Genomic DNA, 24123 nt, shown 5'->3' with positions numbered 1-24123 from the left:
GATTACATACCGCCTCATAAAAGCCAATCCTTAATATAAAGGGAACTTATGAGATTAAAATATGCAGCACTCATACTCGCCGTTGCCATTACAGGCTGTGATAACCAAAAAGACTTGATCGGTTGTTCTTCCGAAATGACCCAGTCAGCGCTCATGGATTTATTAAAAAAATCTGCTTATGAAGGACTCTCTGAACAGGTCGATAAATACCCTGATGTCACTAATCAGACTAAAAGAAGCGCCCTGGACAAGATCAAACTGGTCATCTCTGAAATCTCCACAACCTCAAGTGATACTGGTAGCACAATGAAAACGTGTGAAGGTACCGTAACGATGACCCTACCGGCAAATGAGTACGCTCAGCTTTCTGATGCTTACAGAAAAAACTTTAGCCGTAATCTCGATAAGCAAATGGAAAGCCTGTCTTTAGACCACAACGCAAATACCTTTTCAAAACGCATCTCCTACACCGCCCAGGCGACCGACGATCAGAAAAACGTTTTTGTAAAAGCCTCCTCGGATAATCCGATATCTGTGGGTGCTGCTGCCCTGACATCGCTTTCCATCATCAACCCGATCGTTGAACAGCAGAAGATCCAGCAGGCTAAGGATGCTCAGCAGAGCCAAATGGAAGCGCAACAACAGGCACAACTCAGGGCGCAACAACAGGCCCAGTATGAGGAAGAGCAGCAAATTGAGAGACAGACGCAGTTGCAGGCACAAGAAAAAGCGGAGCAGCAGGTTAAACAGCAAGACGTTGGCAGCCTTGATCGGTCCCGAATGGCGTTTGCGAATGCCGACTCTGATTTAAACACTGCATGGAGCACATTAACGCCGGCGAAGAAGAAAGAGTTACTGCCTTCTCAGCGCCAGTGGATCAAAACAAAGGATGCCATGTGTGGCAAAGTGTCAATGCAGGGAACAGATTCTGAAGTCAGGAAAATGGTCGACTGTCAGACGCAAATGACCCTCTCAAGGACTGCTTTCATCAGAACACAATAACTGAAGCCCCCTTAGGCTGGAGTCCAGTACTGAGCTGGCGCCAGCCTAATGCTTTATAATCTTTGCCATGTCTTATGTCGTTTTTTAAGTAAGACACCCAAGCGCCACGTCAAAACCAGAGTTTTGCAAAATCATCACAAGACAGCTTTCTACTGTTCTGCACCCAGAGAGGACGTTAGCTTTATGCCAAAAGTAGACATTGTAAATTTTTAACGCACTGGTAATTATTGAAAAGAGTTTTAATGATATAGTCGGACATACGCAGGTTAAAGCAATAATAGCCTACAGAAATCAGGTGTAATATTCTATATCGGCTTTACCATCAGAATACATGATTGACATCATGATAATATATTACGGAAATCATATGAAAACGAATAAAAAAATGAAGTGTTACTTTTTGTATGGCGTTTTATTGGTCGCCTATCCCGTATATATTTACCATGCTGTTATTTGGAAGTTCATGGAAAAAATTGGAGCGCTAGCTACAGGCCTTGCTCTTTTTGCCGCTATGTACCAAGGTTACGTTGCCTGGAAAGCCGCAAACCTTACACGAGAAGCAAGCTCACAAAATCTCTTTCAACAAAAATTTAATCTCGTTCTGGAGCAACATAATGACGCTTTGGCCAGGGTTAGAGATTGGTTGAAAGTGAATAATTATTCTGATAAACAAATTAATACAGAGTGTCTTGTCCGTGAAATTAGAGGCCATGAGCAACTAAGTCCATACATGCGAATTCTATATCATACCCTTAAAAGCATTAAAGAAGAGTTACCATTAAATGATAAATTTGACGAAAAAGATGTAATTAAAACTCAAAAAAGATATACCTCCCTCGTGAGATCTTTTATACCAAACGATCTTTTATTCCTGGTAGCCTGCAACGCATCTGTTATTAACAATAAAACATTTAATTTAAATGATTGCGAAAGTTATTCGTATTATAATGCCATGCTTAAAGATTTTGATTTTTTTGAACATTTGAAACCCCGAGTTAATAAACAAATTCATTTGGAGCAAGTGGCTAAAGAGGTTACTTATACTACATACGAAAGTTGTTATGTTTATTTTTATAGACGCGAGTTTATGGAAAATGCAGATAGCAAGAATCGCCATCACATAACTAAGTTAAAGGAATTTTTATTGAATCCTGATTTCTTTATATGTCTAGCATACAATCTGAAAAATAAGACGATTGATATAAGCCGTTCTCTACAAAAAACACTTAGCATAAAAGAAATACTTCTTATCTCTTTAAATGAGCATATCAAAACACTCAATGAGGTGGAACTAATCGCCTATATTTCCTGCAAGGCTAATGAATTTTATAAGGAAAGGGTAGAGAAAATCATTCAGAACAATAATAACATTTACCCAAGTAAAACATATTTATCCTCAACATCAATAAAGGGACTGTATTACGACAAGGAACTAATTAAATTCTTCACTTATTATATGCGTTACGATATCTCAATGGAATCCCTTTTAATATTTCGAGATGATTTTCACTCAACAATTAAATCTCTTATCTTAAACGCTTCTTCGCTACATAATAAACAAGACTGGTATGAATATAGCGTTGACGTGAGCTACAATAGAATTAAAGAAGAAATCTCATCTCTTATAGAGGAACTAATCTCATTTAGGAATGCAATTCAGTATACTAATTCACCATCAGAAGTTTTAAAAATGAAAAAAGAAGAGCTTCTAATTTATATCACGAGCCTTTATGATCATCTGTGATGGCCTTGACATATTTATAGCCTGTTGCCCGATGACTATTATTGTGAGGTCAGTTGACACCTCTGTATTTAAATCAAGAAGGACATACACAAACGTGCTGGCTGAGAGAATGCCCGACATTGGCATTCAGAAATTGACCACCGAAATGCTGGCAGCCATCACAGCGAATGTAAAGCCAGAGGTAAAGCGCGAATGGCGCTAACATTTGAAGCGTCTGGATTGTTCTGTCCGGTTCCCACTCTATGAAAGCCCTTACGCACTCAATCCGCGATTCACCAGCATCGGTTCAATCCTCGGATCGTGCCCACGCCACTGGTGATAAAGTTCAGCTAAATCAGTACTGTTCGCGCACGTTAAAATCGCCTCGCGGAATTTCTGTCCGTTTTCGCGCGTCAAACCGCCCTGCCCGATAAACCACTGATAGCCATCGTCCACCAGCATCTGCTTCCAGAGACAGGCGTAATACCCCGCCGCGTAGCCGCCGACGGGGATAGGGGCAAAGCATACTATTCAACAGTCGTTATATCCATTCTAAACAATAAGTTATCTTATAAACGAATCGTTGATTCGCATTATTTCTACCGATATAAGAACCTGATGCTATTCAGTAGCTTGCGTATCGTTTACGGAAGGGTATATCTCAAAAATGCCGCGTCACCGACTCTAAATGCTCGTATTTCGCGCAATTAATAAACGGCTCTCCCATCGAATATTGGCAGCTTTGGCCTATGCCAGGATTTGATTGATGACTAAACGCAGTAGCCATCTTCAACCAGACAATTAAACGTCACTCAACCCAGCACCTCAACACCTTCGATCGCTTAAACATCATCTGTGATGAGCGCCTTGCCCATAAGTCTGGCAAAATGTGTGGCCGTTGCGCAGGCTCAATGTCAACCGAACAAATAATGTCCTCCGGTCGCTCAGAATGATACTTTTTGGGGCATTAAATCTGCAAGTATTACCCACGAAAGAATACAAACGTTGTTCTTTTAATCTTTGCTCACCACAATAGTGGTATAGACTTTAATCCTTGTCTCAGAGGGTTATTTGCGCCCGAAACACATGGCATGGTGTCGGGCGCTTTTTTTTATTGTTTTCAAATTATGCGATTGAGATTTCAGAACCGTTACCCCTTCTACCACAGAAGGTACGATGACGCCTATTCCTCTGAAATAAAAGTAACTTATGATATTCACTGCAACAACATTAAAAGGAGTACGTAAATGAAGAAGCAGACTGATGAAGGTGCTAAAGCCTATACGCCATTCACGCTGAAACTCTATGACTGGTGGGTTCTTGGAATCTCGAATTCGTATGCGTGGCGGTGTTCCACAAAAGAGAATCTGCTTCCTCATTTTTTACAAAATATGAGTGCAAGGCACCTGGATGTCGGTGTCGGGACCGGATACTACTTAACGAATGCGCCCTCCGGCTCTAACGTTACGCTTATGGATATGAATACAGCCAGCTTGAACGCAGCCTCTGCCAGAGCTGGAAAGTCCAAGGTAGAAAACAAAATTAAACATGATGTATTTGACCCCTGGCCGGCTCAGCTTAAAAATCAGTTCGACTCCATCTCAATGTTCTTTCTCCTGCACTGCCTGCCTGGGGCCATGCAAGACAAAGAATTAGTCATAGAACATTCAAAAATGGCTTTGTCTGAAAATGGGATACTTTACGGTGCAACCATCCTTGGTGATGGCGTAATACATAATGGCTTTGGAAAAAAGCTAATGACTGTTTATAACCAAAAAGGTATCTTTTCAAATATCCATGATTCTGAAGATGAATTGAGAAAAATACTTTCGAAGCATTTTATTAATGTTGAAGTCATCGTTAAAGGAGTTGTGGCACTTTACACAGCCTCCCGTAAAAGATAGTCAACGGGAGGAATTTTGGATGAGTTTTGGGAAAGAAAAATCGGACAAAATACCGGGCATCGCGCCCGGTTCTGTTTTCAGCAAAATTTACACTACTCTTTTAACCCGCGATTCTCCAGCATCGGCTCAATCTTCGGATCGTGCCCGCGCCACTGGCGATAAAGTTCAGCTAAATCAGTACTGTTCCCGCGCGATAAAATCGCCTCGCGGAATTTCTGTCCGTTTTCGCGCGTCAAACCGCCCTGCTCGACAAACCACTGATAGCCATCGTCCGCCAGCATCTGCGTCCAGAGATAGGCGTAATACCCCGCCGCATAGCCGCCGCCGAAGATATGGGCGAAATAGCTGCTGCGATAGCGCGGCGGTACGGCAGGAAGATCCAGCCCTTCTTTTTTCAACGCGGCGGCTTCAAAGGCTTCCACGTCTTCAACGGGCTCCTGAATGCCGTGCCAGTTCATATCCAGCAGCGCGGCGCTCAGCAGTTCCGTCATGTCATAACCCTTATTAAACTGGGTCGCATTGAGCATTTTTTCCCGCAGCGCATCCGGCATCGGTTCGCCGGTTTGATAATGACGGGCAAAGTGCGCAAACACCTGCGGATGGCTGGCCCAGTGTTCATTGATCTGCGACGGAAACTCAACGAAATCACGCGGCGTGTTGGTGCCTGAAAGCGTGGCATAGCGCTGGCTGGCAAACAGGCCATGCAGCGTATGGCCAAACTCGTGGAACAGAGTAATCACATCATCCCATGAGATCAGCGCGGTCTGCCCGTTCGCCGGTTTTTGATAGTTGCAGACGTTATAAATCACCGGACGCGCGGCAAACTCGTAAGACTGTTCAACAAAATTGCCCATCCACGCGCCGCCCGCTTTGGAGTCACGCGCGAAAAAGTCGCCGTAGAACAGCGCCATGCCTTCACCCGTGTGGTCGAAAATCTCCCACACGCGAACGTCCGGGTGGTAAACCGGAATATCGAAACGCTCGACAAAGCGGATACCAAACAGCTGCGTGGCGGTCCAGAATACGCCATCTTCCAGTACGGTATTGAGCGCGAAATAGGGTTTGATTTGCGACTCATCCAGCGCGTATTTCGCTGAACGCACGCGTTCGGCATAAATCGCCCAGTCCCAGGCCTGCACCGTAAAACCGCCCTGCTCGTCGTCGATGACCTTCTGAATATCCGCCTGCTCAAGCGCAGCCCTGCCGCGCGCCGCAGGAACTATCCCGCGCATGAATTCGAGCGCGGCTTCCGGCGTTTTCGCCATCTGATCGGCAATGCTCCAGCTGGCAAAGTTTTCAAATCCAAGCAGCTGCGCCTGTCTTGCCCGCAGCGCTGTAAGCCGACGGATCAGATCGCGCGTATCGTTTTCATCGCCTTTCTGAGTACGTTCCCAGCCTGCGCTAAACAGCTTTTTGCGGGTCTCGCGCAGCGACAGCGCCGCCAGCGCGGGCTGTTGCGTGGTATTCAAAAGCGGGATCAGCCAGCGATCCGTCAGCCCTTTTTCTGTGGCAGCATCAGCCGCGGCAGCAATCTCCTCCGCACTGAGCCCGTCAAGCTGGTGAACATCGTCTACCACCAGCCCTCCCGCCTTATTCGCAGCCAGCAGGCGCTGGTTGAACTGGCTGATCAGGGTGGCGGCTTCGGTATTCAGGGCTTTCAGCTCCGCTTTTTCATTGGCGTTCAGACGTGCGCCCGCAAGAACAAAGTGCTGATACGTCTCCTCCGTCAGTCGGCGGGATTCGGCATCCAGCGCCTCCCGCGCCTGCCAGACGGCCTCAACGCGGGCGAAAAGCGTATCGTTCAGCCAGATATCGTTCGCCAGGCCAGCCAGTTCGGTGGAGAACTGTTCGTCAAGTGCCTGAAGATAGTCGTTGGTGTGTGCGGACGTCATGGCGAAGAACACGCTGCTGACGCGCGACAGCATGGCCCCGCTCTTTTCCAGCGCCAGGACGGTGTTGTTGAAGTTCGGCGCGGCGCCCTGCGCGATAATCGCGTCAATGTCTGCACGCTTCAGGCGCATTGCTTCATCAAACGCCGGACGATAATGGCTGTCGTTAATCGCATCAAAACGTGGTGCCTGATAAGGCAGCAGGCTAATTTCAAAAAAAGGATTGTTGACCGACATCGTTTACTCCTGAGCACGGTATTTCTCCCCAGAGTAGGCCAGCCTGCGCTGGCCTGCAATGGCGTCATACAAATGTTGCCTTAACGACGTGCCGGAGAGCGTGCTATGTTAGTACAACACAAAAAGCGTTGAGGAACAGTGAGATGATTATTTTAGTTACCGGGGCGACTGCGGGTTTTGGTGAAAGCATTACGCGTCGCTTCATCGCCAACGGACACAAAGTGATTGCAACGGGGCGTCGTCAGGAGCGTTTACAAGAGCTTAAAGATGAACTGGGTGACAACATCCTGACCGCACAGCTGGACGTGCGCAACCGCGCCGCCATTGAAGAGATGATTACCAATCTGCCTGCCGAATGGCGTGAAATCGACGTGCTGGTCAATAACGCCGGTCTGGCACTGGGTATGGAGCCTGCCCACAAAGCCAGCGTGGAAGACTGGGAAAACATGATCGACACCAACAACAAAGGGCTGGTGTACATGACCCGCGCCGTGCTGCCGGGTATGGTTGAACGTAACCGTGGTCATATCATCAATATCGGTTCCACCGCCGGAAGCTGGCCTTACGCGGGCGGCAACGTGTACGGCGCAACCAAAGCCTTTGTCCGTCAGTTCAGCCTTAACCTGCGCACCGATCTGCACGGAACGGCGATCCGCGTGACCGACGTTGAGCCGGGTCTCGTAGGCGGAACGGAGTTCTCTAACGTGCGGTTCAAAGGCGATGACGCGAAAGCGGATAAAACCTATGAAAATGCGAATGCGTTGACGCCGGAAGATATCACCGAAACCGTCTGGTGGGTCGCGACCTTGCCGAAGCATGTCAACATCAACACGGTTGAGATGATGCCGGTCAGCCAGACCTATGCCGGACTCAGCGTGCATCGCGGTTAATATACCCCACCCGGCCTGCGGGCCGGGTATGTGATGGCAGGGAAAAGAATGGTAGTATATTCAGGTTAACTCTCTGAGAAATCACAACCCATGGCCCCTGAATCGCAACTTAATCCAACCCAGCCTGTTAATCAGCAAATTTATCGCATTTTACGCCGTGATATCGTTCACTGTCTGATCCCTCCGGGAACGCCACTCTCAGAAAAAGAGGTTTCGGTACGTTTTGACGTTTCCCGTCAGCCCGTACGTGAGGCGTTTATTAAGCTTGCAGAAAACGGCCTTATTCAGATCCGCCCTCAGCGCGGCAGCTATGTAAATAAAATTTCGCTTTCGCAGGTACGGAACGGCTGTTTTGTTCGCCAGGCCATCGAGTGCGCCGTGGTGCGTCGCGCCGCGTCGCTCATCAACGATAACCAGTGCTACCTGCTGGAGCAAAACCTGCATCAGCAACGAATCGCCATCGACCGCAAGCAGTTAAACGACTTTTTCCAGCTGGACGACGAGTTCCACCAGAAACTGGCGCAGATCGCCGAGTGCCAGCTCGCGTGGGATACCGTCGAAAACATCAAAGCTACCATCGACCGGGTACGTTACATGAGTCTTGACCATGTTTCTCCGCCAGAGATGTTGCTGCGACAACATCATGATATTTTCAGCGCGCTGGAAAAACGCGACGTGGAAGCCGTAGATAAAGCGATGACGCTTCACCTTCAGGAAATTAGCGAGTCTGTTCAGTTAATTCGTCAGGAAAACAGCGAGTGGTTCAGCGAAGAATAAAACCTCGCCGCCCCCTTTCGGTTGCGGCGAAGTAATTAGCGGACCACTAATACCGGAATAGTGGCGTAGCGCAGAATAGTTTCAGCATTTGAACCCAGCAGATGGGTTGTAATGCTCGGATTTTTTGATCCGATAACAATGACATCATATTTCCCCTCTTTGCTGAGCTTGATGATTTCATCGCGTACGTTGCCGAAGCGAACTTCACAGTCAATATTGTCCGGGGACATATCAAAGAGCCGTTTCAGCGCCTTCATCTTCTTATCAGACTCGGCGGTCATATACTCTTCGAACTTCTTAATATCGGCATTGAACCCCCGCAGTAACGAACGGCTGCTGTTAGGGAGAATGTTGACCAGGGTGATCGTCGCGCCTTCCGCTTTCGCGAGATTGACCGCGTGACGTACCGCTTTATCGCTTAAATCCATTTCAAACACGTCAACAGGCATCAAAATTTTCTTATACATAAGCCTGACTCCTATTCCGATGAAGGGTTATTTCCTGCTCCCAGAATGGCATTGCAAAGATAAACAAAGCCTAAACGCTCACCCCAGTAAACTATCAATTAACGAAAACAATTGTCCGCTTCGTAAAGTGGTGTCCTGAATCGTCAACGCCATCATGAAATAAGAAAAAAGTGTGAGCTTGATCAAAAACAAATAATTTCGTTAAAGAGAGGCGTATTAATAATGCCCCGTGAACGGCAGCGGTTGAATTAGCGCCGTAACGGATAAGTGCGAGAGGAGAAAATACCATGATGACATACGACCGTAACCGAAATGCAATCACCACTGGTAGCCGCGTCATGATTAGCGGTACAGGCCAGTTCGGCGTGATTAAAGCGATCCACAGCGACGGGCTTAATGCCGAGCAGGTGCGTCGTGGTAAAACGGTGGAAGTGGAAGGATGCGAAGGTAAGTTCGAACCGATCGAGCTGATTCGCCTGGGGATGCACTAAGCTGCGCCCCGACATGCCGCCGCGGACGGCGGCATGTCATCGCGTTAAAGCCGGGAGGCGTACTCAGCAACCGTGGCCTTCGCGCCTTTTTGCAGCAACGTTTGATAGGCCTTCATGACGGCATCAACAAACACTGCGTCCTTCGGCAGCTCGTTACCGAAAATAGCCTCAATGCCCAACAGCGCGCTAACGCGGCTTTCGCCTTCAGCGCTACCGTTTACCGCCGCCTGAATCACCGCCAGCTGCGGATCGCTCACCTCAATCGCGTTACCCTGCTCATCCACACCGCCGACATAGCGCATCCAGCCTGCCACCCCCAGAGCCAGCAGCGGGAAAGGTTTCTGGTGGACAAGGTGCCAGCGCACGGAATCGAGCATACGCTGCGGCAATTTCTGGCTGCCGTCCATGGCAATTTGCCAGGTGCGGTGACGCAGTGCCGGATTGCTGTAGCGCGCGATCAGCTGGTCAGCATAGTGACCTAAATCCACACCCTTAACTTTCAGCGTCGGCGCCTGCTCTTTCAGCATCAGCGCATATGCGGCTGCGCGGTAATGTTCATCTTCCATACAGTCGTTAATGTGCTGATAACCGGCCAGGTAGCCGAGGTACGCCAGGAAGGAGTGGCTGCCGTTAAGCATGCGCAGCTTCATCTCTTCAAACGGAATGACATCGGCAACCAGTTCCGCACCCGCCTCTTCCCACAGCGGACGTCCGGCAACAAAGTTGTCTTCCACCACCCACTGGCGGAACGGCTCGCAGGCCACGCCTGCCGGGTCACGTACGCCAGTCAGCTGTTCGATTTTATTCAGCGTATCAGCCGTAACGGCGGGGACAATTCGATCTACCATGGTTGACGGAAAGGTGACGTTCGCTTCGATCCAGTCCGCCAGTTCTCCGTCAACTGCGCGCGCGTAGGCACAGGTGACATTGCGCATCACGTGGCCGTTCTCCGGCATGTTATCGCATGACATGACGCTGAATCCCGGTAGCCCCGCCGCTCTACGGCGCGCCAGCGCTTCAACCACCACGCCCGGTGCAGATTTCGGCTGATGGGGGTTTTGCAGGTCGGCAACGATTAACGGATGATCGAACATCAGTTGTCCGGTTGCCGGGGAGTGGCAATACCCTTTCTCGGTGATGGTCAGGGAAACAATGGCGACCTGCGGTTCGCACAGCGCCGCCAGCACTGTTTCAAGGCCGTCGACCTGCGCATGCAGCGCTTTTTTGACGACGCCGACCACGCGCGCCGTCCAGGCATCGGCAGACATCTCTGCCACGGTATAAAGGTTATCCTGTGCCTTCAAATCGGCGATCTGCTGTTCGCCGCCAATCAGATTAACTTCGCAGTAACCCCAGTCGCTGCCCTGTTCTGCGGCGAGTATATCGGTGTACACCGCCTGGTGCGCACGGTGAAACGCGCCAAATCCTAAATGAACAATGCGTGCCTTGAGGCTGTCGCGATCGTACTGAGGACGCGTTGCCTTCGCCTGTAATAAACGGTTTTCCATGATTGAGACTCGTTAATTATGAACGCTGAGATCCGCAGCCGCTCTGGTGACAGTGCGGCTGCGCCGGTTGACTAAACCAACTAGAATGGCAGTGTCATTGCTTTATCCTGCCGTTCACAATACTGCTTATGCTGCCATGAACATTGATTTACATTAACTTTCGGCCAAGTGGTGTGATATAAAAATCAAGTTGTGTGACATCTGGCAAAAGATATAAACCAGATCATACTGGGGTGCGCACCGTCTGTTCCCCGGACCGAACCGTCGGCTCACGCCACAACCTGTCGTAGGAATAGCCTGTTAAATCTTCCACGACCCGGCGCGCTTCGGCGGATACGCGTTGGGGAGAGCCGTTGGCTTTCAGGCGATCCAGCTCATCCACAAAGATTTTGTGCGTACGTTTGTTCAGGTTGAATGTCAGAGCCTGCCACAGGGCCAGAATAAGCAAGGCAGCAGTGCCGATGAACATAAGCATTGCGATGGTGTGGATGGCTTCGGTTGGCTGCGTCTGGCTCCCTTTTACAAATCCGCCGCTTTGTAACAGGAGACCCACAATAAAGGTGGCAATAGCGACCGTGGTTTTCCGGGAAAATGTCATGACCGCGGCAAACAGTCCCTCACGGCGCTGACGGCTGACCATTTCATCAATATCTGGAATGAACGGGAACACGTTCCACGGTGTAAACTCAAGTACGCAGCGCCCCACCTGATATACCCCGGCCAGAATGACCAGCGTCGCGACGGTGTTCAGCGCGGGGATCTGGTACACGGCAAAGAAGCCCCCCAGACAGAGCAACATCAGTGAATAGGCAAATACATACAGCTTTGAAGGCCCATATTTGATGATCCCTACACCCGCAATTAACGTGACGGGCAGCCCCACAATACTCATCGACAGCAGCGTGCCTGCCAGCGAGGAAGAGACATTCAGACAGTAGACGCAGAAAAATACAAATACCGTGTTGTAGACATCTTTGCCGGTAAACGACAGCAGATAGATGGCGAGATGTTTCCTGAAGGCCCGGATTTTCAGGGTGGAACCATACTCCTTAAAAAGTCGTCCGAAGGCAGCCAGCTTCTCCCCTGCTGTTTGTGGGCGTGTGCTTTGTTCTAGCCCGGAGAGCATTTCGGGCGTCAACTCGCGTTCCCAGGTCACCTTCCACGAGATGAATACACATACCATAAACAGTACGGCAAAAATAACGCCGTTGATGAGATAGGCATGGGCGCTATTTTCCCCGAAATAGCCTATCAGCAATCCGGGAATAAATGTCGCCAGAAACGTTCCCGACGCTGAAAGAAACATACGGCAGGTTGAGAGTTTGGTCCGCTGGTTAAAGTCTTTTGTCATTTCTGACGGTAACGTTTCCCAGGGGATCAGTACCATTGCAGCAATAATTTCAAATGCCAGATAGACGGCGAGATAAAAACCGTATGTCATGCCATCAAGCCACAGCAATGCATAGACCAGCATCAACGGTGCACCGATCAGCAAAAAGAAACGCCGGCGACCAAATTTTTTACCAAAATAGTTTTTGTAAAAATGATCGGTGAAACTCCCCATAAACAAACTAACAATAGCATCGACAATGCGCGCAATGGCAACAATAGACGCCGCTTCAACCGGTGACAACCCAACAAATGTCGTATAGAAGAATAATAACCAGGCGCCGATAACGGTAAAGGCACCGCCGCCCATAATATCCGTTAGTCCATAGCCGATACTAACCGGAATGGTGATTTTTTTCGCAGTACGAGACATGTTCCATCCCCACTCAGTGAGTAGAATTTAAAATCTGAAATAGTTTTCAGCATTATCATGGCAAATATTTTTAACCATCTTCGTTAGGATGGCGTTATTATCCGGAACTTCACCACGCTCCACCCAGCCACCAATCATATTGCACAAAATGCGACGGAAATAATCGTGGCGGGTATACGAAACCAGACTTCGGGAATCGGTCAACATACCGACAAAATTCATTAACAGCCCCTGATCCGCAAGGCTATGTAGCTGGTTTTCCATCCCGCGTTGAGTGTCGTTAAACCACCATCCGGAGCCAAACTGTATCGGCGATTTGACGCCCAGTTCCGCAGTCTGAAAATTAGCGATAGTCGTCGCGACAATATCGTTATAGCTGGCGTTGAGGTTATAAAGAATGGTTTTGGGCAAAGCTTCAGCCTGCGCCATTGCATCCAGGAGTTGGTTGAGATTGGCCGCAAGATTCAACTGATCGGTCAGCGAGTCAAAACCAGTATTACTACCCAAAGTACGGTACATGCGGGAATTATTATTGCGAATCGCCCCGAAGTGTATCTGCATTGCCCAGTTATGCTGCCTGTAATTATGCGCCAGCATAATAAAAATGGCGCTGTCAAGAATTGCATTATTACGGGCGTCCAGATTTTCACCCCGGCGTTTTCGGGCAAACACGGATTCAATCTGACTTTCATCTGCTGACTGAAAATGGATCTCCACGGGGCCGTGATCGGAAATTCGGCACCCCATCTCGTGGAACCAGGCAATACGTTGGCTCATTCCCTTAACAAAATCGCTGAATGTCTGGATTTCAGATCCTGTTGTCTCACCTAACCGATCGATAAAGTCGGCAAATTGTTCCGCGTTTTGCGCAAAAACTTCGTCCGGACGAAAGGTAGGCAATACCTTAACGTTGAACGTCGCGTCATCACGCAATAATTGATGGTAGCGTAAATCATCAAGCGGACCATCCGTCGTACAAATAACCTCTACCCTGGATCGTTTAATGAGTTCCCGCGGCGTAAAATCAGGCTGCTGTAATAGCCGATTACAGCGCGCCATGATTTCACGCCAGTTATGTCCGCCCAGCGGTTCGTCACAGTCAAAATAATGGTGAAGTTCTAAATGAGTCCAGTGATAGAGCGGATTTCCATAGCTCGCTTCCACCGTTTCAGCCCATGCCGCAAATTTTTCCTCCGCCGGGGCATCGCCCGTAATGTATTTTTCGTAGATACCGTTGGCGCGCATGGCGCGCCATTTATAATGATCGCCAGCCAGCCAGAGTTCGGTGATATTATCGAGATTTTTATTCTCGAAGATATCTTTCGCGTCCAGGTGACAGTGATAATCAATAATTGGCAGCGCTTTCGCGACGTTACGATAGAGCTCAACACCTCTTGCATTGCCAATCATAAAGTTATCGTTAATAAAACTCATGACAGGGCTCCATATTTCCGCTGCTTCGCTGCGGTTTCGCTCTGGCGCAGGGGTTCAGCTGCATCTTCCACCAGGCTCAGATCGCGGTCGCGCACTTCCGGCATCAGCAAAGCGGAGACCAGCCCAATCAGCGAGTACGCCACCAGCATTGCGACAATCGGCCACCAGGACCCGGTCATGTTGCAGAAGATCCCCGCCAGTACTGGACCAAAGCCTACGGCCACCAGACCGCCCGCCTCTTTCGAAATCGCCATGCGGGTAAAGCGGTTCCGCGAACCAAACATCTCCGCCATGGTGATATTTTCCAGCGCAAACAGCCCGAGCACCGCAACGTTATGAATAACGATGATAGAGAGCATAATCACGCCCGGCGCGTAACTCTTATCGACGATAATCGACAGCATCGGGTAAGCCAGAATAATGGCTGAAATGCTAAGGATGATATACGGTAGACGGCGCCCCACTTTATCGGACAGCCAGCCCAGCAGCGGGATGGAGAGGAAGCCCAGAATCGAACTGATCATCAGCGCATCGGTTGGGATTGCCTTATCAAATAACAGCGTCTGCACCAGATACCCGGCAAGGAAGGTCTGGATCAACCCAGAATTACCCGCCTGACCGAAGCGCAGGCCGGTCGCCAGCCAGAAGGATTTGCTCTTAAACATCGCCCCTAATGAGGTATCCTGCGCGGCAACCGGTGTGATGGTTTCGGCGTCGTTAACCTTCTCAAACACCGGGCTCTCTTTTAGGTTCATACGCAACCAGATGGCGAAGATCATCACTACGACGCTGGCGAGAAATGGCACGCGCCAGCCCCAGGCAATAAGTTCTTCACGGTCGAGGGCAAAGAACATCACGGCCCAGATCGCCGTGGCACTCAGCGTCCCGCAGTTGGTTCCCATGGCCACCAGCGAGGAGATGATGCCGCGTTTGCCCTTCGGCGCGTACTCCGCCAGCATGGTCCCGGCGCCGGAAATTTCCGCCCCCGCGCCCAGCCCCTGAATAATACGCAACGTCACCAGCAGCACCGGTGCGAAAATCCCGATCTGCGCGTAAGTCGGCAATACGCCGATTAAGGTGGTGCAGATCCCCATCATCGTGATGGTGATAAACAGCACCTTTTTACGGCCAATGCTGTCCCCCATTCTGCCGAAGATAAACGCCCCGACGATACGTGCGATGTAACCTGCGCCGTAGGTGCCCATCGCCAGGATCAGGGCCATGGCCGCGGATTGTTCAGGGAAGAAAATTTCATGGAACACCAGCGCGGCACCCAGGGAGTAGAGCTGGAAGTCCATAAACTCCAGGGCGGTGCCCAGCCAGCCAGATACGGCGGCTTTCACCAGATCTGACGTACTTCTTTGAGGTTGTGCTTGAGTCATAATGGCTATCTCTGCAAGGTAAGATGCGTACCACATAGAGCCTGTCTTCTCAGGCTCTTAACCGCGTGAATTATTATTGGTCGAACGTGAGCAAGACTTTGCAGCACTGCCGCTGGTCTTTTTCAAACAGTTCGATGGCGTCTGTAACGTGGTGATAGTCAAATGTATGGGTGACCAGTTTTTCAGGGTCGATCAGCCCTTTTCCCAGCCAGTCAATGACCACCGGGAATTTGTTGGCATTCAGGCGCGAAGAGAAGATCGACAGCTCTTTGCCGGTGATCCCCTGCTGCACGATCTGGCTCGGGTCGCTGGAGAAGCCCATCAGTACGATGCGCGCCGCCGGAGACGCCAGCGTAATCGCTTCCTGTAAAATGGACGGATGACAGGCAGCGTCGATGATTAACGTCGGCTTGATGCCTTTTTCATCCAGCGCGGCCTGTAACGATTGCTCGCCGTTGTTGAAGACCCAGTCTGCGCCGCTGCGTTGCGCCATCCCCAGCCGCTCGTCAATGCGATCCACCACGATGACCTGCTTCACGTTGTACACGCCCTTCAGCGCCTGTACGGTGACCAGCCCCATAGGACCTGCGCCGTAAATCAGCACCACGTCCTGTTCAGCGGGTTTTGCCTGCCCCGTCACGTTGGCGGCAATGGTGAATGGCTCAACCATCACCGCGTGTTTGTCAGGGATCGCATCCGGAATGTGCCAGGCATTTTTCGCCGGCACGACGGCATATTCACTGAAGCCGCCATCACGGTGGACGCCCAGCACCACCAGGGAGGTACAAACGTTCGGTTTTCCCACGGAACACGGGTAGCAGTGCCCACAGCTGATCACTGGATCAACCGAAACGCGCTGCCCCAGTCGGGTGCTATCCACGCCTTCGCCAACCGCGTCTATTTCGCCAAAGAACTCGTGACCGATTACCCGCGGGTATTTCGCAAAAGGGTTATGCCCGCGATAGATATGGCTGTCTGAACCGCAGATACCGGCGAGCTTAATTTTGATGCGGACGTCGCCTGCCGCCGGCAACGGGAGAGGACGCTCCTCAATCACCAGCGCATTCGGCTGTTTGATCACTACGCTTTTCATCATTCGCTCCTCGTTTACCAGTTCCAGAGGGTGCCGTCTTCCAGACGGGCCACCGGCAGATAAGCCGGATCGTACGGGTATTTCGCTGCCAGCTTCTCATCAAACTCAATGCCCAGCCCTGGCTTGTCGCCCGGGTGCATATAGCCGTTATCGAAGCGCCAGCTGTGCGGGAACACTTCCAGCATCTGCTCTGAATACCCCATATACTCCTGCACGCCAAAGTTCGGTACCCACAGGTCAAAATGCAGCGCCGCGGCGTGGCAAATCGGCGACAGATCCGACGGGCCGTGGGAGCCGGTACGCACCTGGTAGAGTGAGGCAAAGTCAGCAATGCGGCGCATCCCGGTGATGCCGCCCGCATGGGTTAGGGTGGCGCGGATATAGTCAATGAGCTGCTCTTCAATCAGCTGCTTACAGTCCCAGATACTGTTGAACACTTCCCCCACCGCAACTGGCGTGACGGTGTGCTGGCGGATCAGGCGGAAACACTCCTGGTTTTCAGCGGGAGTCGGATCTTCCATCCAGAACAGGCGGTACTCTTCAATGCTTTTGCCGAACCGCGCCGCTTCGATGGGCGTCAGACGGTGGTGCATGTCGTGAAGGAGATGTTCATTGAAACCAAACTGGCTGCGAACGGCGTCGAACAGTTTGGGCGTGAAGTCGAGGTATTTCTCGGTGGACCACAGCTGCTCTTCCGGCCAGGCGCCTTTGGTCGCAGGCTCGTAGGCCAGCCCTTTCCCTTTAGCCATGCCGTAGGTGGTTTTCATTCCCGGCACGCCGCACTGCACGCGAATGGCCTTGAAGCCCAGCTCTTTATGACGGGCATAATCTTCCAGCACGTCGTCAATGGTGTGCCCGGTGGTGTGACAGTAAACCATCACCCCTTCCCGGGATGCCCCGCCCAGAAGCTGATAGAGCGGCATGTTCGCGGCTTTCGCCTTAATGTCCCACAGCGCCATATCCACAGCAGAAATCGCTGACATGGTGACCGGACCACGACGCCAGTACGCGCCTTTATAGAAGAACTGCCAAATATCTTCGATGCGGTGCGCATCACGGCCAATCAGCTGCGGGCACAGGTGATCTTTCAGGTAAGAGGCAACGGAAAGTTCACGTCCGTTCAGCGTGGCATCACCCAGGCCGACAATGCCCTCCTCGGTCGTGATTTTAAGGGTGACAAAGTTACGCCCCGGGCAGGTGACAAATACTTCAGCCCCGACAATCTTCATATTCCATTTCCTTACATCGCTCGTTGTGATGCAGGAAATTTACGCAACTACACTACTACCATACAAGTATAATGATCGTGAAATCAGCGGGCGATCACACAATAAGGACGCCTATGCGCGTCCCCATCCAGCCACGATGATCATCATGCCGCAGAGTGCAATCAGCGCGCCTGCCCAGTCATACAGGCTTAGCCTGACGCCATCAACAACGCGCAGCCACAGCAGCGCGGTACAGACGTACGCCCCGCCGTAGGCCGCATAAACCCGTCCGCTGGCGGCCGGATGCAGGGTGAGCAGCCAGACAAAAAGGGCCAGGGACACACCCGCCGGGATCAGCAGCAGCGCGGAAGCGCCCCGCTTTAGCCAGAGCCACGGCAAAAAGCATCCGATGATTTCGCACAGCGCGGTCGCGAAAAAAAGCAGCGTCGTTTTGAACATTTTTCTCGTTTCGTGAGGATTGATTTAAACATCATACGCGATAATGCTCTCATCGTTCCCATACCTGCGGCGCGGGTATGACACCCTTTCGGATTGGTGTAGAATCCAACGGGGTAATCCGATTTTCTGCACCCGTTTAAAGGAAACGCTATGACTACATTAAGCAAACGCCTTTGTCTAACAGCCGCACTGGCGCTGTCCTCGTTCGCCTTTGCCGCAACGGCCTCAGCCGAAACCAGCAAGCTCATCATTGAGTCTGGTGACAGCGCGCAAAGCCGTCAGAACGCCGCCATGGACAAAGAACAATGGAATGACACCCGCAGCCTGCGTCAGAAAGTGAATAAACGCGCTGAAAAAGAGTGGGATAAAGAGGATGTGGCGTTTGACGCGCGCGATAAGTGCCAGCAAAGTGCCAACGTCAACGCTTACTGGGAGCCTAACACCCTGCGCTGTCTGGATCGCCGCACTGGCCGTACAGTAGCACCGTAATGTCGACGCCGTGTGACGTGAAGCTTCGTCCGCTGGAGCGCGAAGATTTACGCTTTGTACACCAGCTCGACAACAATGCCAGCGTGATGCGCTACTGGTTTGAAGAGCCCTATGAGGCGTTTGTCGAGCTGTCCGATCTCTACGACAAGCATATCCACGATCAGAGTGAACGCCGGTTTGTGGTGGAGTGCGAAGGTGAGAAAGCCGGGCTGGTTGAACTGGTTGAGATCAACCACGTTCACCGTCGGGCAGAATTTCAGATCATTATTTCACCGGAGCACCAGGGGAAAGGTCTTGCGTCGCGGGCGGCAAAGCTGGCGATGGATTATGGGTTTAACGTCCTGAATCTCTACAAGCTTTACCTTATCGTCGACAAAGAGAACGAAAAAGCGATCCATATATACCGTAAGCTGGGCTTTATGGTGGAAGGTGAACTGATCCATGAATTCTTTATTAACGGCGAATACCGTAACACCATCCGCATGTGCATTTTCCAGCATCAGCATCTGGCCGGGCATAAGTCCTCCTCCGCCAGCCTGCTTAAACCTACCGCGCAGTAACCTGCGCGGTTGTATTCTCAATAATATTCAATGCTGTTTTTAATGGTGTACTTGCGCTCAACGGCAGGTTTGACGCTGTCATCGGCGATCACCAGCTCACAGCTCACCGGGTTGTTGTGGCGATCGTAATCACAGCTCTGCTTTACATTGCCCATCGGTTTATCGTTCAACATGCTTACCGCCGTATAATCCATGCGCTTGCGCAGATCTTTCGACGGCACCGACTTGACCGATAAACGCTGGTCGCCGGAAACCGTTGTTTTACCCAGCGGGTAGCCGTCGGCGTCATACTGGTACTTCACTTCCATCTCTTTACTGTGCGCGGCAACCACAAACCCGTTATCGTCGGTGTCCCATGTCAGTCCGGCAGAGGGCAGTTCCGCCAGCTGACATTTCCCCTGCAACTTTACCTTCTGCTGCTGGGTTTCCGCATCGACGTAGTAGTTAGCATCCAGCACCAGCGCAACGCCCGTATTAGCGTCGAGATCGTGCAGTTCAAGCGTATCGAAACACCCTTCCGTCGACATCGTTCCGGTCACGCGTTTAGAGACTTCACCCTTATCGTTGAACAGCGTCTGGGTAAAATCCTTCACCGGCCCGCGCAGAGGATCAAAGTCAAACTCGTTCGAAAAACTCGCCATCTCCGGCGTAAATGACAGCGGCGCGGTGTTGTTGTCGCATCCCACCAGTACCGTTGCCAGTAGCATTATCGCTGCGTATTTATTCACATCGTTTACCGTTCAGAGAGAGATACAATCATATTAGCAAATACAGCAACTTACATAACAGCACTTCATTCAACGCTTTGCGCTGTATAAATCCCTCGTTTGCATTGACGGGACCTGCCAAAGTGGCTACTTTGGGCGCGCAAGATTTCACACTATTATAAAATCAGATTTTTAAATTTTCGGGTTAACATCATGATTTACGACTGTTTTTTGTACTATGACGAAGATATGTTGCTCGACATCAGATTACATACTCTCGCTGATGTCGTTGACCGTTTTGTCATTGTAGAAGCAACACACTCTTTTACGGGCATACCGCGAGAATTGCATTTCGATATTACGAAGTTTGCTAAATTTAAAGACAAAATCATTTACGTGCCTTTTGACGCGCAGCCTATTTTAAACCGAGCGGATAATAACCAGGTTGATGCATGGGCAAATGAGGCAGCACTTCGCAACTCCATTATGAACGGATTAAAAGACGCGGCAGACGACGATCTGATTCTGGTGTCAGACGTTGACGAAATCTTCTCTCCCGACACGGTCAGGGCCATTAATCCGCGCGCGCTTTGCACGACTATTCATCAAAACGTATTCAACTATCAGTTTAATCTCCAGGTTCACAACACGGATGGTACGCCGAGAAAATGTACCTTGCCCCGCGCGACGTCCTATTACAACCTTAAGCATTTCTTCCATGGTGAGCCTGAATCTTTCCGAAACTGGAAGCGTGCGCGCAAAGATAAAAACTGGTCATGGTTTAAATGGAACTGGCTAAAAATCAATAACAAGATAGTGAAAGATGGCGGCTGGCATTTCTCCTGGGTAATGACCCCAGAAAGAATTTCCGAAAAAATGTCTACCATTTCTCATACCGAATACGATCTGCCGGAATTTAATAACCCGGAACATATTATGAAGGTTATCACCAACGCCGAAGATATCTGGGGACGAGACCGAAAACTGGTCAGGCAAGAGGTATCAAAACGCACCCTGCCTTCTTATCTGGTAGACAATCAGCACCATTTTTCGCAATTTATTTTATGACGCAGGCAGGGCTCCAGGACAATTCAGAAAGACCGGCCCAAAAACAAAAGCTTACCCTAATCCTGCTATGCTTATAGTCCACACAGTGAAAAGGAGCTACAGATGAAACGGTTACCCTGGATTACCGCCCTGCTGTTAATGAGTGCTTCACCCGCTCTTCTTGCGGCCCCGGACTCCTGCGAGCGCGTGAAAAGCGACATTCAGCAGAAGATTATCAACAACGGCGTGCCGGAGTCTGGCTTTAGCCTGAATATCGTCCCGAACGATCAGGCCGATCAGCCAGATGCGCAGGTCGTTGGGCATTGTGCCAACGATACATTCAAAATTTTGTACATCCGCACCAGTAGCGGCAACTACCCGGTCAGCGGGGCGGGTACGCAGGAGAATGCGCCCGCTGAGCCGCAATGATTTTCCCACTCAATTCCCCTGATTTGACGAGGATTAATATTTATTACCTCTAAATAAGTAACACTCCCCCCATCATTAGCCCGGTTGTAGTCACGGGTGAAAATAATTATTAACAATGATGGGGTGAGTTATGTCCGAAGTTGAACATCACGGCGGGATAAGCCGTCGAACTCTGGTTAAATCTACTGCCATAGGATCCCTGGCGCTTGCCGCCGGTGGGATCGCATTACCTTTTGGTCTGAAAAGCGCCGCCGCCGCTGTGCAGTCCGCTATTCAGCCCGCAGAAGATAACGTCGTCTGGGGCGCCTGCTCGGTAAACTGCGGTAGCCGCTGCGCCCTGCGTCTGCACGTTCGCGATGACGAAGTCTACTGGGTTGAAACGGATAATACCGGCGAGGATATTTACGGCAACCATCAGGTTCGCGCCTGCCTGCGAGGCCGTTCAATACGTCGTCGCATTAATCACCCAGACCGTCTGAACTATCCGATGAAACGCGTGGGCAAACGCGGAGAAGGCAAGTTTGAGCGTATCACCTGGGAAGAAGCGCTGGACACCATCACCGCGAGCCTGAAAAGCGTGGTCGAAAAATACGGCAACGAAGCGGTCTATATTAACTATTCCTCTGGAATTGTAGGCGGCAACATCACCCGCTCCTCCCCTTACGCTTCGCTGGTCGCGCGCCTGATGAACTGCTACGGCGGCTTCCTCAGCCACTACGGCACCTACAGCACCGCGCAGATCGCCTGCGCAATGCCCTACACCTACGGCAGCAACGACGGCAACAGCACATCGGATATCGAAAACACCAAACTGGTGGTGATGTTCGGCAATAATCCGGCGGAAACGCGCATGAGCGGCGGCGGGATCACTTACTTCCTTGAGCAGGCGCGCGAACGGTCAAACGCGCGAATGATCGTTATCGATCCGCGCTATACCGACACTGCCGCAGGGCGTGAAGACGAGTGGATCCCGATTCGTCCGGGCACCGATGCCGCGCTGGTGGCAGGTATTGCGTGGGTGCTGATTAATGAAAATCTGGTCGATCAACCTTTCCTCGATAAATACTGCGTGGGTTATGACGAAAAAACCCTGCCGGAAGGCGCACCTGCTAATGGTCATTACAAAGCCTATATTCTCGGCCAGGGTGAGGACAGAACCGCGAAAACCCCGGAGTGGGCGTCCCGCATAACGGGCATCCCAGCCGATCGCATCATTAAGCTGGCCCGTGAAATCGGTTCGGCGAAACCGGCCTACATTTGCCAGGGCTGGGGTCCGCAGCGTCAGGCTAACGGGGAGCAAACGTCCCGCGCCATCGCCATGCTGCCGATCCTGACCGGCAACGTCGGCATTAACGGAGGCAACAGCGGCGCGCGCGAATCGACCTACACCATCACCATCGAACGCATGCCGCTGCCGGAAAATCCGGTGAAAACGCAAATCTCCTGCTTCAGCTGGACGGATGCCATCGTGCGTGGACCGGAGATGACCGCCCTGCGCGACGGCGTACGCGGCAAAGATAAGCTCGATGTGCCGATCAAGTTCATCTGGAACTACGCGGGTAATACCCTCATCAACCAGCACTCCGATATCAACAAAACCCACGACATTTTGCAGGATGAGAGCAAGTGCGAAACGATCGTCGTCATCGATAACTTCATGACCTCGTCCGCGAAGTATGCCGATATTGTTCTGCCGGATCTGATGACCGTCGAGCAGGAAGATATCATCCCCAACGATTACGCCGGCAATATGGGATACCTGATTTTTCTCCAGCCGGTTACCGCCCCGAAGTTCGAGCGCAAGCCCATCTACTGGATCATGAGTGAAGTGGCGAAACGCCTCGGACCGGATATCCATCAGAAATTCACCGAAGGCCGTACGCAAGAGCAGTGGCTGCGCTACCTGTACGCCAAAATGGTCGCCAAAGATCCGCTGCTGCCGTCCTACGATGCGCTGAAAAAAATGGGTATTTATAAGCGCAAAGATCCAAATGGACATTTTGTGGCCTATAAAAAATTCCGTGACGATCCGGATGCCAATCCGCTGAAAACCCCGTCGGGCAAAATCGAGATCTACTCCAGCAAGCTGGCGGATATTGCGGCAACCTGGGAACTGCAAAAAGACGAAACCATCACTCCGCTGCCGGTCTATACCCCGACCTTCGAAGGCTGGGACGCGCCCGAGCGCAGCAAGTTCCCGCTGCAACTGTTCGGTTTCCACTTTAAAGCCCGCACCCACTCCAGCTACGGCAACGTGGATGTGCTCCAGGCCGCCTGTCGCCAGGAGGTATGGCTTAACCCTGTGGATGCAGAGCAACGTGGTATCAAAAACGGGGATATGGTGCGCGTCTTCAACGACCGCGGCGAAGTGCGTATTGCCGCGAAAGTCACCCCGCGCATCATGCCCGGGGTGAGCGCGATGGGTCAGGGCGCCTGGCATGACGCCAACATGAACGGCGATCGTGTCGATCACGGCTCCTGCATCAATACCCTGACCACGCACCGCCCGTCACCGCTGGCGAAAGGAAACCCGCAGCACACAAACCTGGTGCAGATCGAGAAGGCTTAAGGAGTAACCGATGACAACCCAGTATGGATTTTTTATTGATTCCAGCCGCTGCACCGGGTGCAAAACCTGCGAGCTGGCCTGCAAGGATTACAAAGA

General features: G+C 51.1%; 22 protein-coding genes and 1 pseudogene. 12 read left to right on the top strand and 11 right to left on the bottom strand.

What is annotated here, in order from left to right:
* Positions 1–48: 48 nt before the first annotated feature.
* On the top strand, positions 49–1002 hold the full coding sequence (locus tag G6Q29_RS00115) for a lysozyme inhibitor LprI family protein (RefSeq protein WP_165464041.1): 954 nt from the start codon (positions 49–51) through the stop codon (positions 1000–1002).
* Positions 1003–1369: 367 nt separating this feature from the next.
* Positions 1370–2746 carry a hypothetical protein gene (locus G6Q29_RS00110; RefSeq protein ID WP_165464040.1) on the top strand — a complete coding sequence of 459 codons (1377 nt, stop codon included), beginning with the start codon at positions 1370–1372 and terminating at the stop codon, positions 2744–2746.
* Positions 2747–2998: 252 nt separating this feature from the next.
* Here G6Q29_RS00110 and G6Q29_RS00105 read toward each other — a convergent pair.
* Positions 2999–3247: pseudogene (locus G6Q29_RS00105) on the bottom strand (M3 family metallopeptidase); the annotation flags it as partial.
* Positions 3248–3972: 725 nt separating this feature from the next.
* On the opposite strand from G6Q29_RS00105, the gene G6Q29_RS00100 reads away from it, so the two are divergent.
* Positions 3973–4629, top strand: a complete 657-nt coding sequence (locus G6Q29_RS00100) for a class I SAM-dependent methyltransferase (RefSeq protein ID WP_165464039.1) — start codon at positions 3973–3975, stop codon at positions 4627–4629.
* Positions 4630–4721: 92 nt separating this feature from the next.
* Here G6Q29_RS00100 and dcp read toward each other — a convergent pair whose 3' ends face one another.
* Entirely contained in the window at positions 4722–6755 is a 2034-nt protein-coding gene (gene dcp, locus G6Q29_RS00095) for a peptidyl-dipeptidase Dcp (RefSeq protein ID WP_165464038.1), read from the bottom strand.
* A gap of 143 nt (positions 6756–6898) precedes the next feature.
* Here dcp and ydfG point away from each other — a divergent pair, with 143 nt between their 5' ends.
* Together ydfG and G6Q29_RS00085 are read left to right on the top strand one after the other, a co-directional pair.
* On the top strand, positions 6899–7645 hold the full coding sequence (gene ydfG / locus G6Q29_RS00090) for a bifunctional NADP-dependent 3-hydroxy acid dehydrogenase/3-hydroxypropionate dehydrogenase YdfG (RefSeq protein WP_165464037.1): 747 nt from the start codon (positions 6899–6901) through the stop codon (positions 7643–7645).
* A gap of 90 nt (positions 7646–7735) precedes the next feature.
* Positions 7736–8422, top strand: a complete 687-nt coding sequence (locus G6Q29_RS00085; RefSeq protein ID WP_165464036.1) for a GntR family transcriptional regulator — start codon at positions 7736–7738, stop codon at positions 8420–8422.
* Between the two features lie 35 nt (positions 8423–8457).
* Here G6Q29_RS00085 and G6Q29_RS00080 read toward each other — a convergent pair whose 3' ends face one another.
* The gene (locus tag G6Q29_RS00080) at positions 8458–8889 is read right to left on the bottom strand and encodes a universal stress protein (protein ID WP_015570611.1); all 432 of its coding nucleotides are present in this window, start codon (positions 8887–8889) and stop codon (positions 8458–8460) included.
* A gap of 287 nt (positions 8890–9176) precedes the next feature.
* Between G6Q29_RS00080 and ydfZ the strand changes: the two genes are divergently transcribed.
* The gene (gene ydfZ, locus G6Q29_RS00075; protein ID WP_003857405.1) at positions 9177–9380 is read left to right on the top strand and encodes a putative selenium delivery protein YdfZ; all 204 of its coding nucleotides are present in this window, start codon (positions 9177–9179) and stop codon (positions 9378–9380) included.
* A gap of 44 nt (positions 9381–9424) precedes the next feature.
* On the opposite strand, the gene G6Q29_RS00070 is transcribed toward ydfZ, so the two are convergent.
* The 7 genes from G6Q29_RS00070 to G6Q29_RS00040 form a co-directional block, all read right to left on the bottom strand.
* Positions 9425–10888 (bottom strand): mannitol dehydrogenase family protein, encoded by a 1464-nt coding sequence (locus G6Q29_RS00070; RefSeq protein ID WP_165464035.1) that lies wholly within the window; start codon positions 10886–10888, stop codon positions 9425–9427.
* A 223-nt stretch (positions 10889–11111) separates the two neighbouring features.
* The gene (locus G6Q29_RS00065) at positions 11112–12650 is read right to left on the bottom strand and encodes an MFS transporter (RefSeq protein WP_165464034.1); all 1539 of its coding nucleotides are present in this window, start codon (positions 12648–12650) and stop codon (positions 11112–11114) included.
* Positions 12651–12677: 27 nt separating this feature from the next.
* Complete coding sequence (gene uxaC / locus G6Q29_RS00060; RefSeq protein ID WP_165464033.1) at positions 12678–14084, bottom strand: glucuronate isomerase; 1407 nt, start codon at positions 14082–14084, stop codon at positions 12678–12680.
* Positions 14081–15466 (bottom strand): MFS transporter, encoded by a 1386-nt coding sequence (locus G6Q29_RS00055; protein ID WP_165464032.1) that lies wholly within the window; start codon positions 15464–15466, stop codon positions 14081–14083. The genes uxaC and G6Q29_RS00055 overlap by 4 nt, the downstream gene beginning before the upstream one ends.
* Positions 15467–15539: 73 nt before the next feature.
* The gene (locus G6Q29_RS00050; RefSeq protein WP_165464626.1) at positions 15540–16559 is read right to left on the bottom strand and encodes a Zn-dependent oxidoreductase; all 1020 of its coding nucleotides are present in this window, start codon (positions 16557–16559) and stop codon (positions 15540–15542) included.
* Positions 16560–16573: 14 nt separating this feature from the next.
* Positions 16574–17788 (bottom strand): starvation-sensing protein RspA, encoded by a 1215-nt coding sequence (gene rspA / locus G6Q29_RS00045; RefSeq protein WP_165464031.1) that lies wholly within the window; start codon positions 17786–17788, stop codon positions 16574–16576.
* Positions 17789–17899: 111 nt separating this feature from the next.
* Positions 17900–18226, bottom strand: a complete 327-nt coding sequence (locus G6Q29_RS00040) for a YnfA family protein (RefSeq protein WP_165464030.1) — start codon at positions 18224–18226, stop codon at positions 17900–17902.
* A gap of 150 nt (positions 18227–18376) precedes the next feature.
* Between G6Q29_RS00040 and G6Q29_RS00035 the strand changes: the two genes are divergently transcribed.
* Both G6Q29_RS00035 and speG read left to right on the top strand, forming a co-directional pair.
* On the top strand, positions 18377–18715 hold the full coding sequence (locus G6Q29_RS00035) for a DUF1283 family protein (protein WP_063451459.1): 339 nt from the start codon (positions 18377–18379) through the stop codon (positions 18713–18715).
* On the top strand, positions 18715–19275 hold the full coding sequence (gene speG / locus G6Q29_RS00030) for a spermidine N1-acetyltransferase (protein WP_003857416.1): 561 nt from the start codon (positions 18715–18717) through the stop codon (positions 19273–19275). The genes G6Q29_RS00035 and speG overlap by 1 nt, the downstream gene beginning before the upstream one ends.
* A gap of 17 nt (positions 19276–19292) precedes the next feature.
* On the opposite strand, the gene G6Q29_RS00025 is transcribed toward speG, so the two are convergent.
* Entirely contained in the window at positions 19293–20003 is a 711-nt protein-coding gene (locus G6Q29_RS00025) for a YnfC family lipoprotein (RefSeq protein WP_165464029.1), read from the bottom strand.
* A 192-nt stretch (positions 20004–20195) separates the two neighbouring features.
* Here G6Q29_RS00025 and G6Q29_RS00020 point away from each other — a divergent pair, with 192 nt between their 5' ends.
* The 4 genes from G6Q29_RS00020 to G6Q29_RS00005 all read left to right on the top strand — a co-directional run.
* Entirely contained in the window at positions 20196–21050 is an 855-nt protein-coding gene (locus G6Q29_RS00020) for a benzoate transporter (RefSeq protein WP_165464028.1), read from the top strand.
* A 102-nt stretch (positions 21051–21152) separates the two neighbouring features.
* Positions 21153–21458 carry a DUF1161 domain-containing protein gene (locus G6Q29_RS00015; protein ID WP_165464027.1) on the top strand — a complete coding sequence of 102 codons (306 nt, stop codon included), beginning with the start codon at positions 21153–21155 and terminating at the stop codon, positions 21456–21458.
* Between the two features lie 130 nt (positions 21459–21588).
* A complete protein-coding gene (gene ynfE, locus G6Q29_RS00010) occupies positions 21589–24027 on the top strand; it encodes a selenate/tellurate reductase subunit YnfE (protein WP_165464026.1) in 2439 nt (812 codons plus the stop codon).
* A gap of 10 nt (positions 24028–24037) precedes the next feature.
* On the top strand, positions 24038–24123 hold an 86-nt coding region (locus G6Q29_RS00005), incomplete at its 3' end, for a 4Fe-4S binding protein (RefSeq protein ID WP_001628926.1).

The sequence above is a fragment of the Enterobacter cloacae genome (assembly GCF_011078175.1).
Taxonomy (GTDB): domain Bacteria; phylum Pseudomonadota; class Gammaproteobacteria; order Enterobacterales; family Enterobacteriaceae; genus Enterobacter; species Enterobacter cloacae_Q.
The sequence above is the reverse complement of the archived record's forward strand: the minus strand, read 5'-3'. Positions and strand labels throughout refer to the sequence as shown.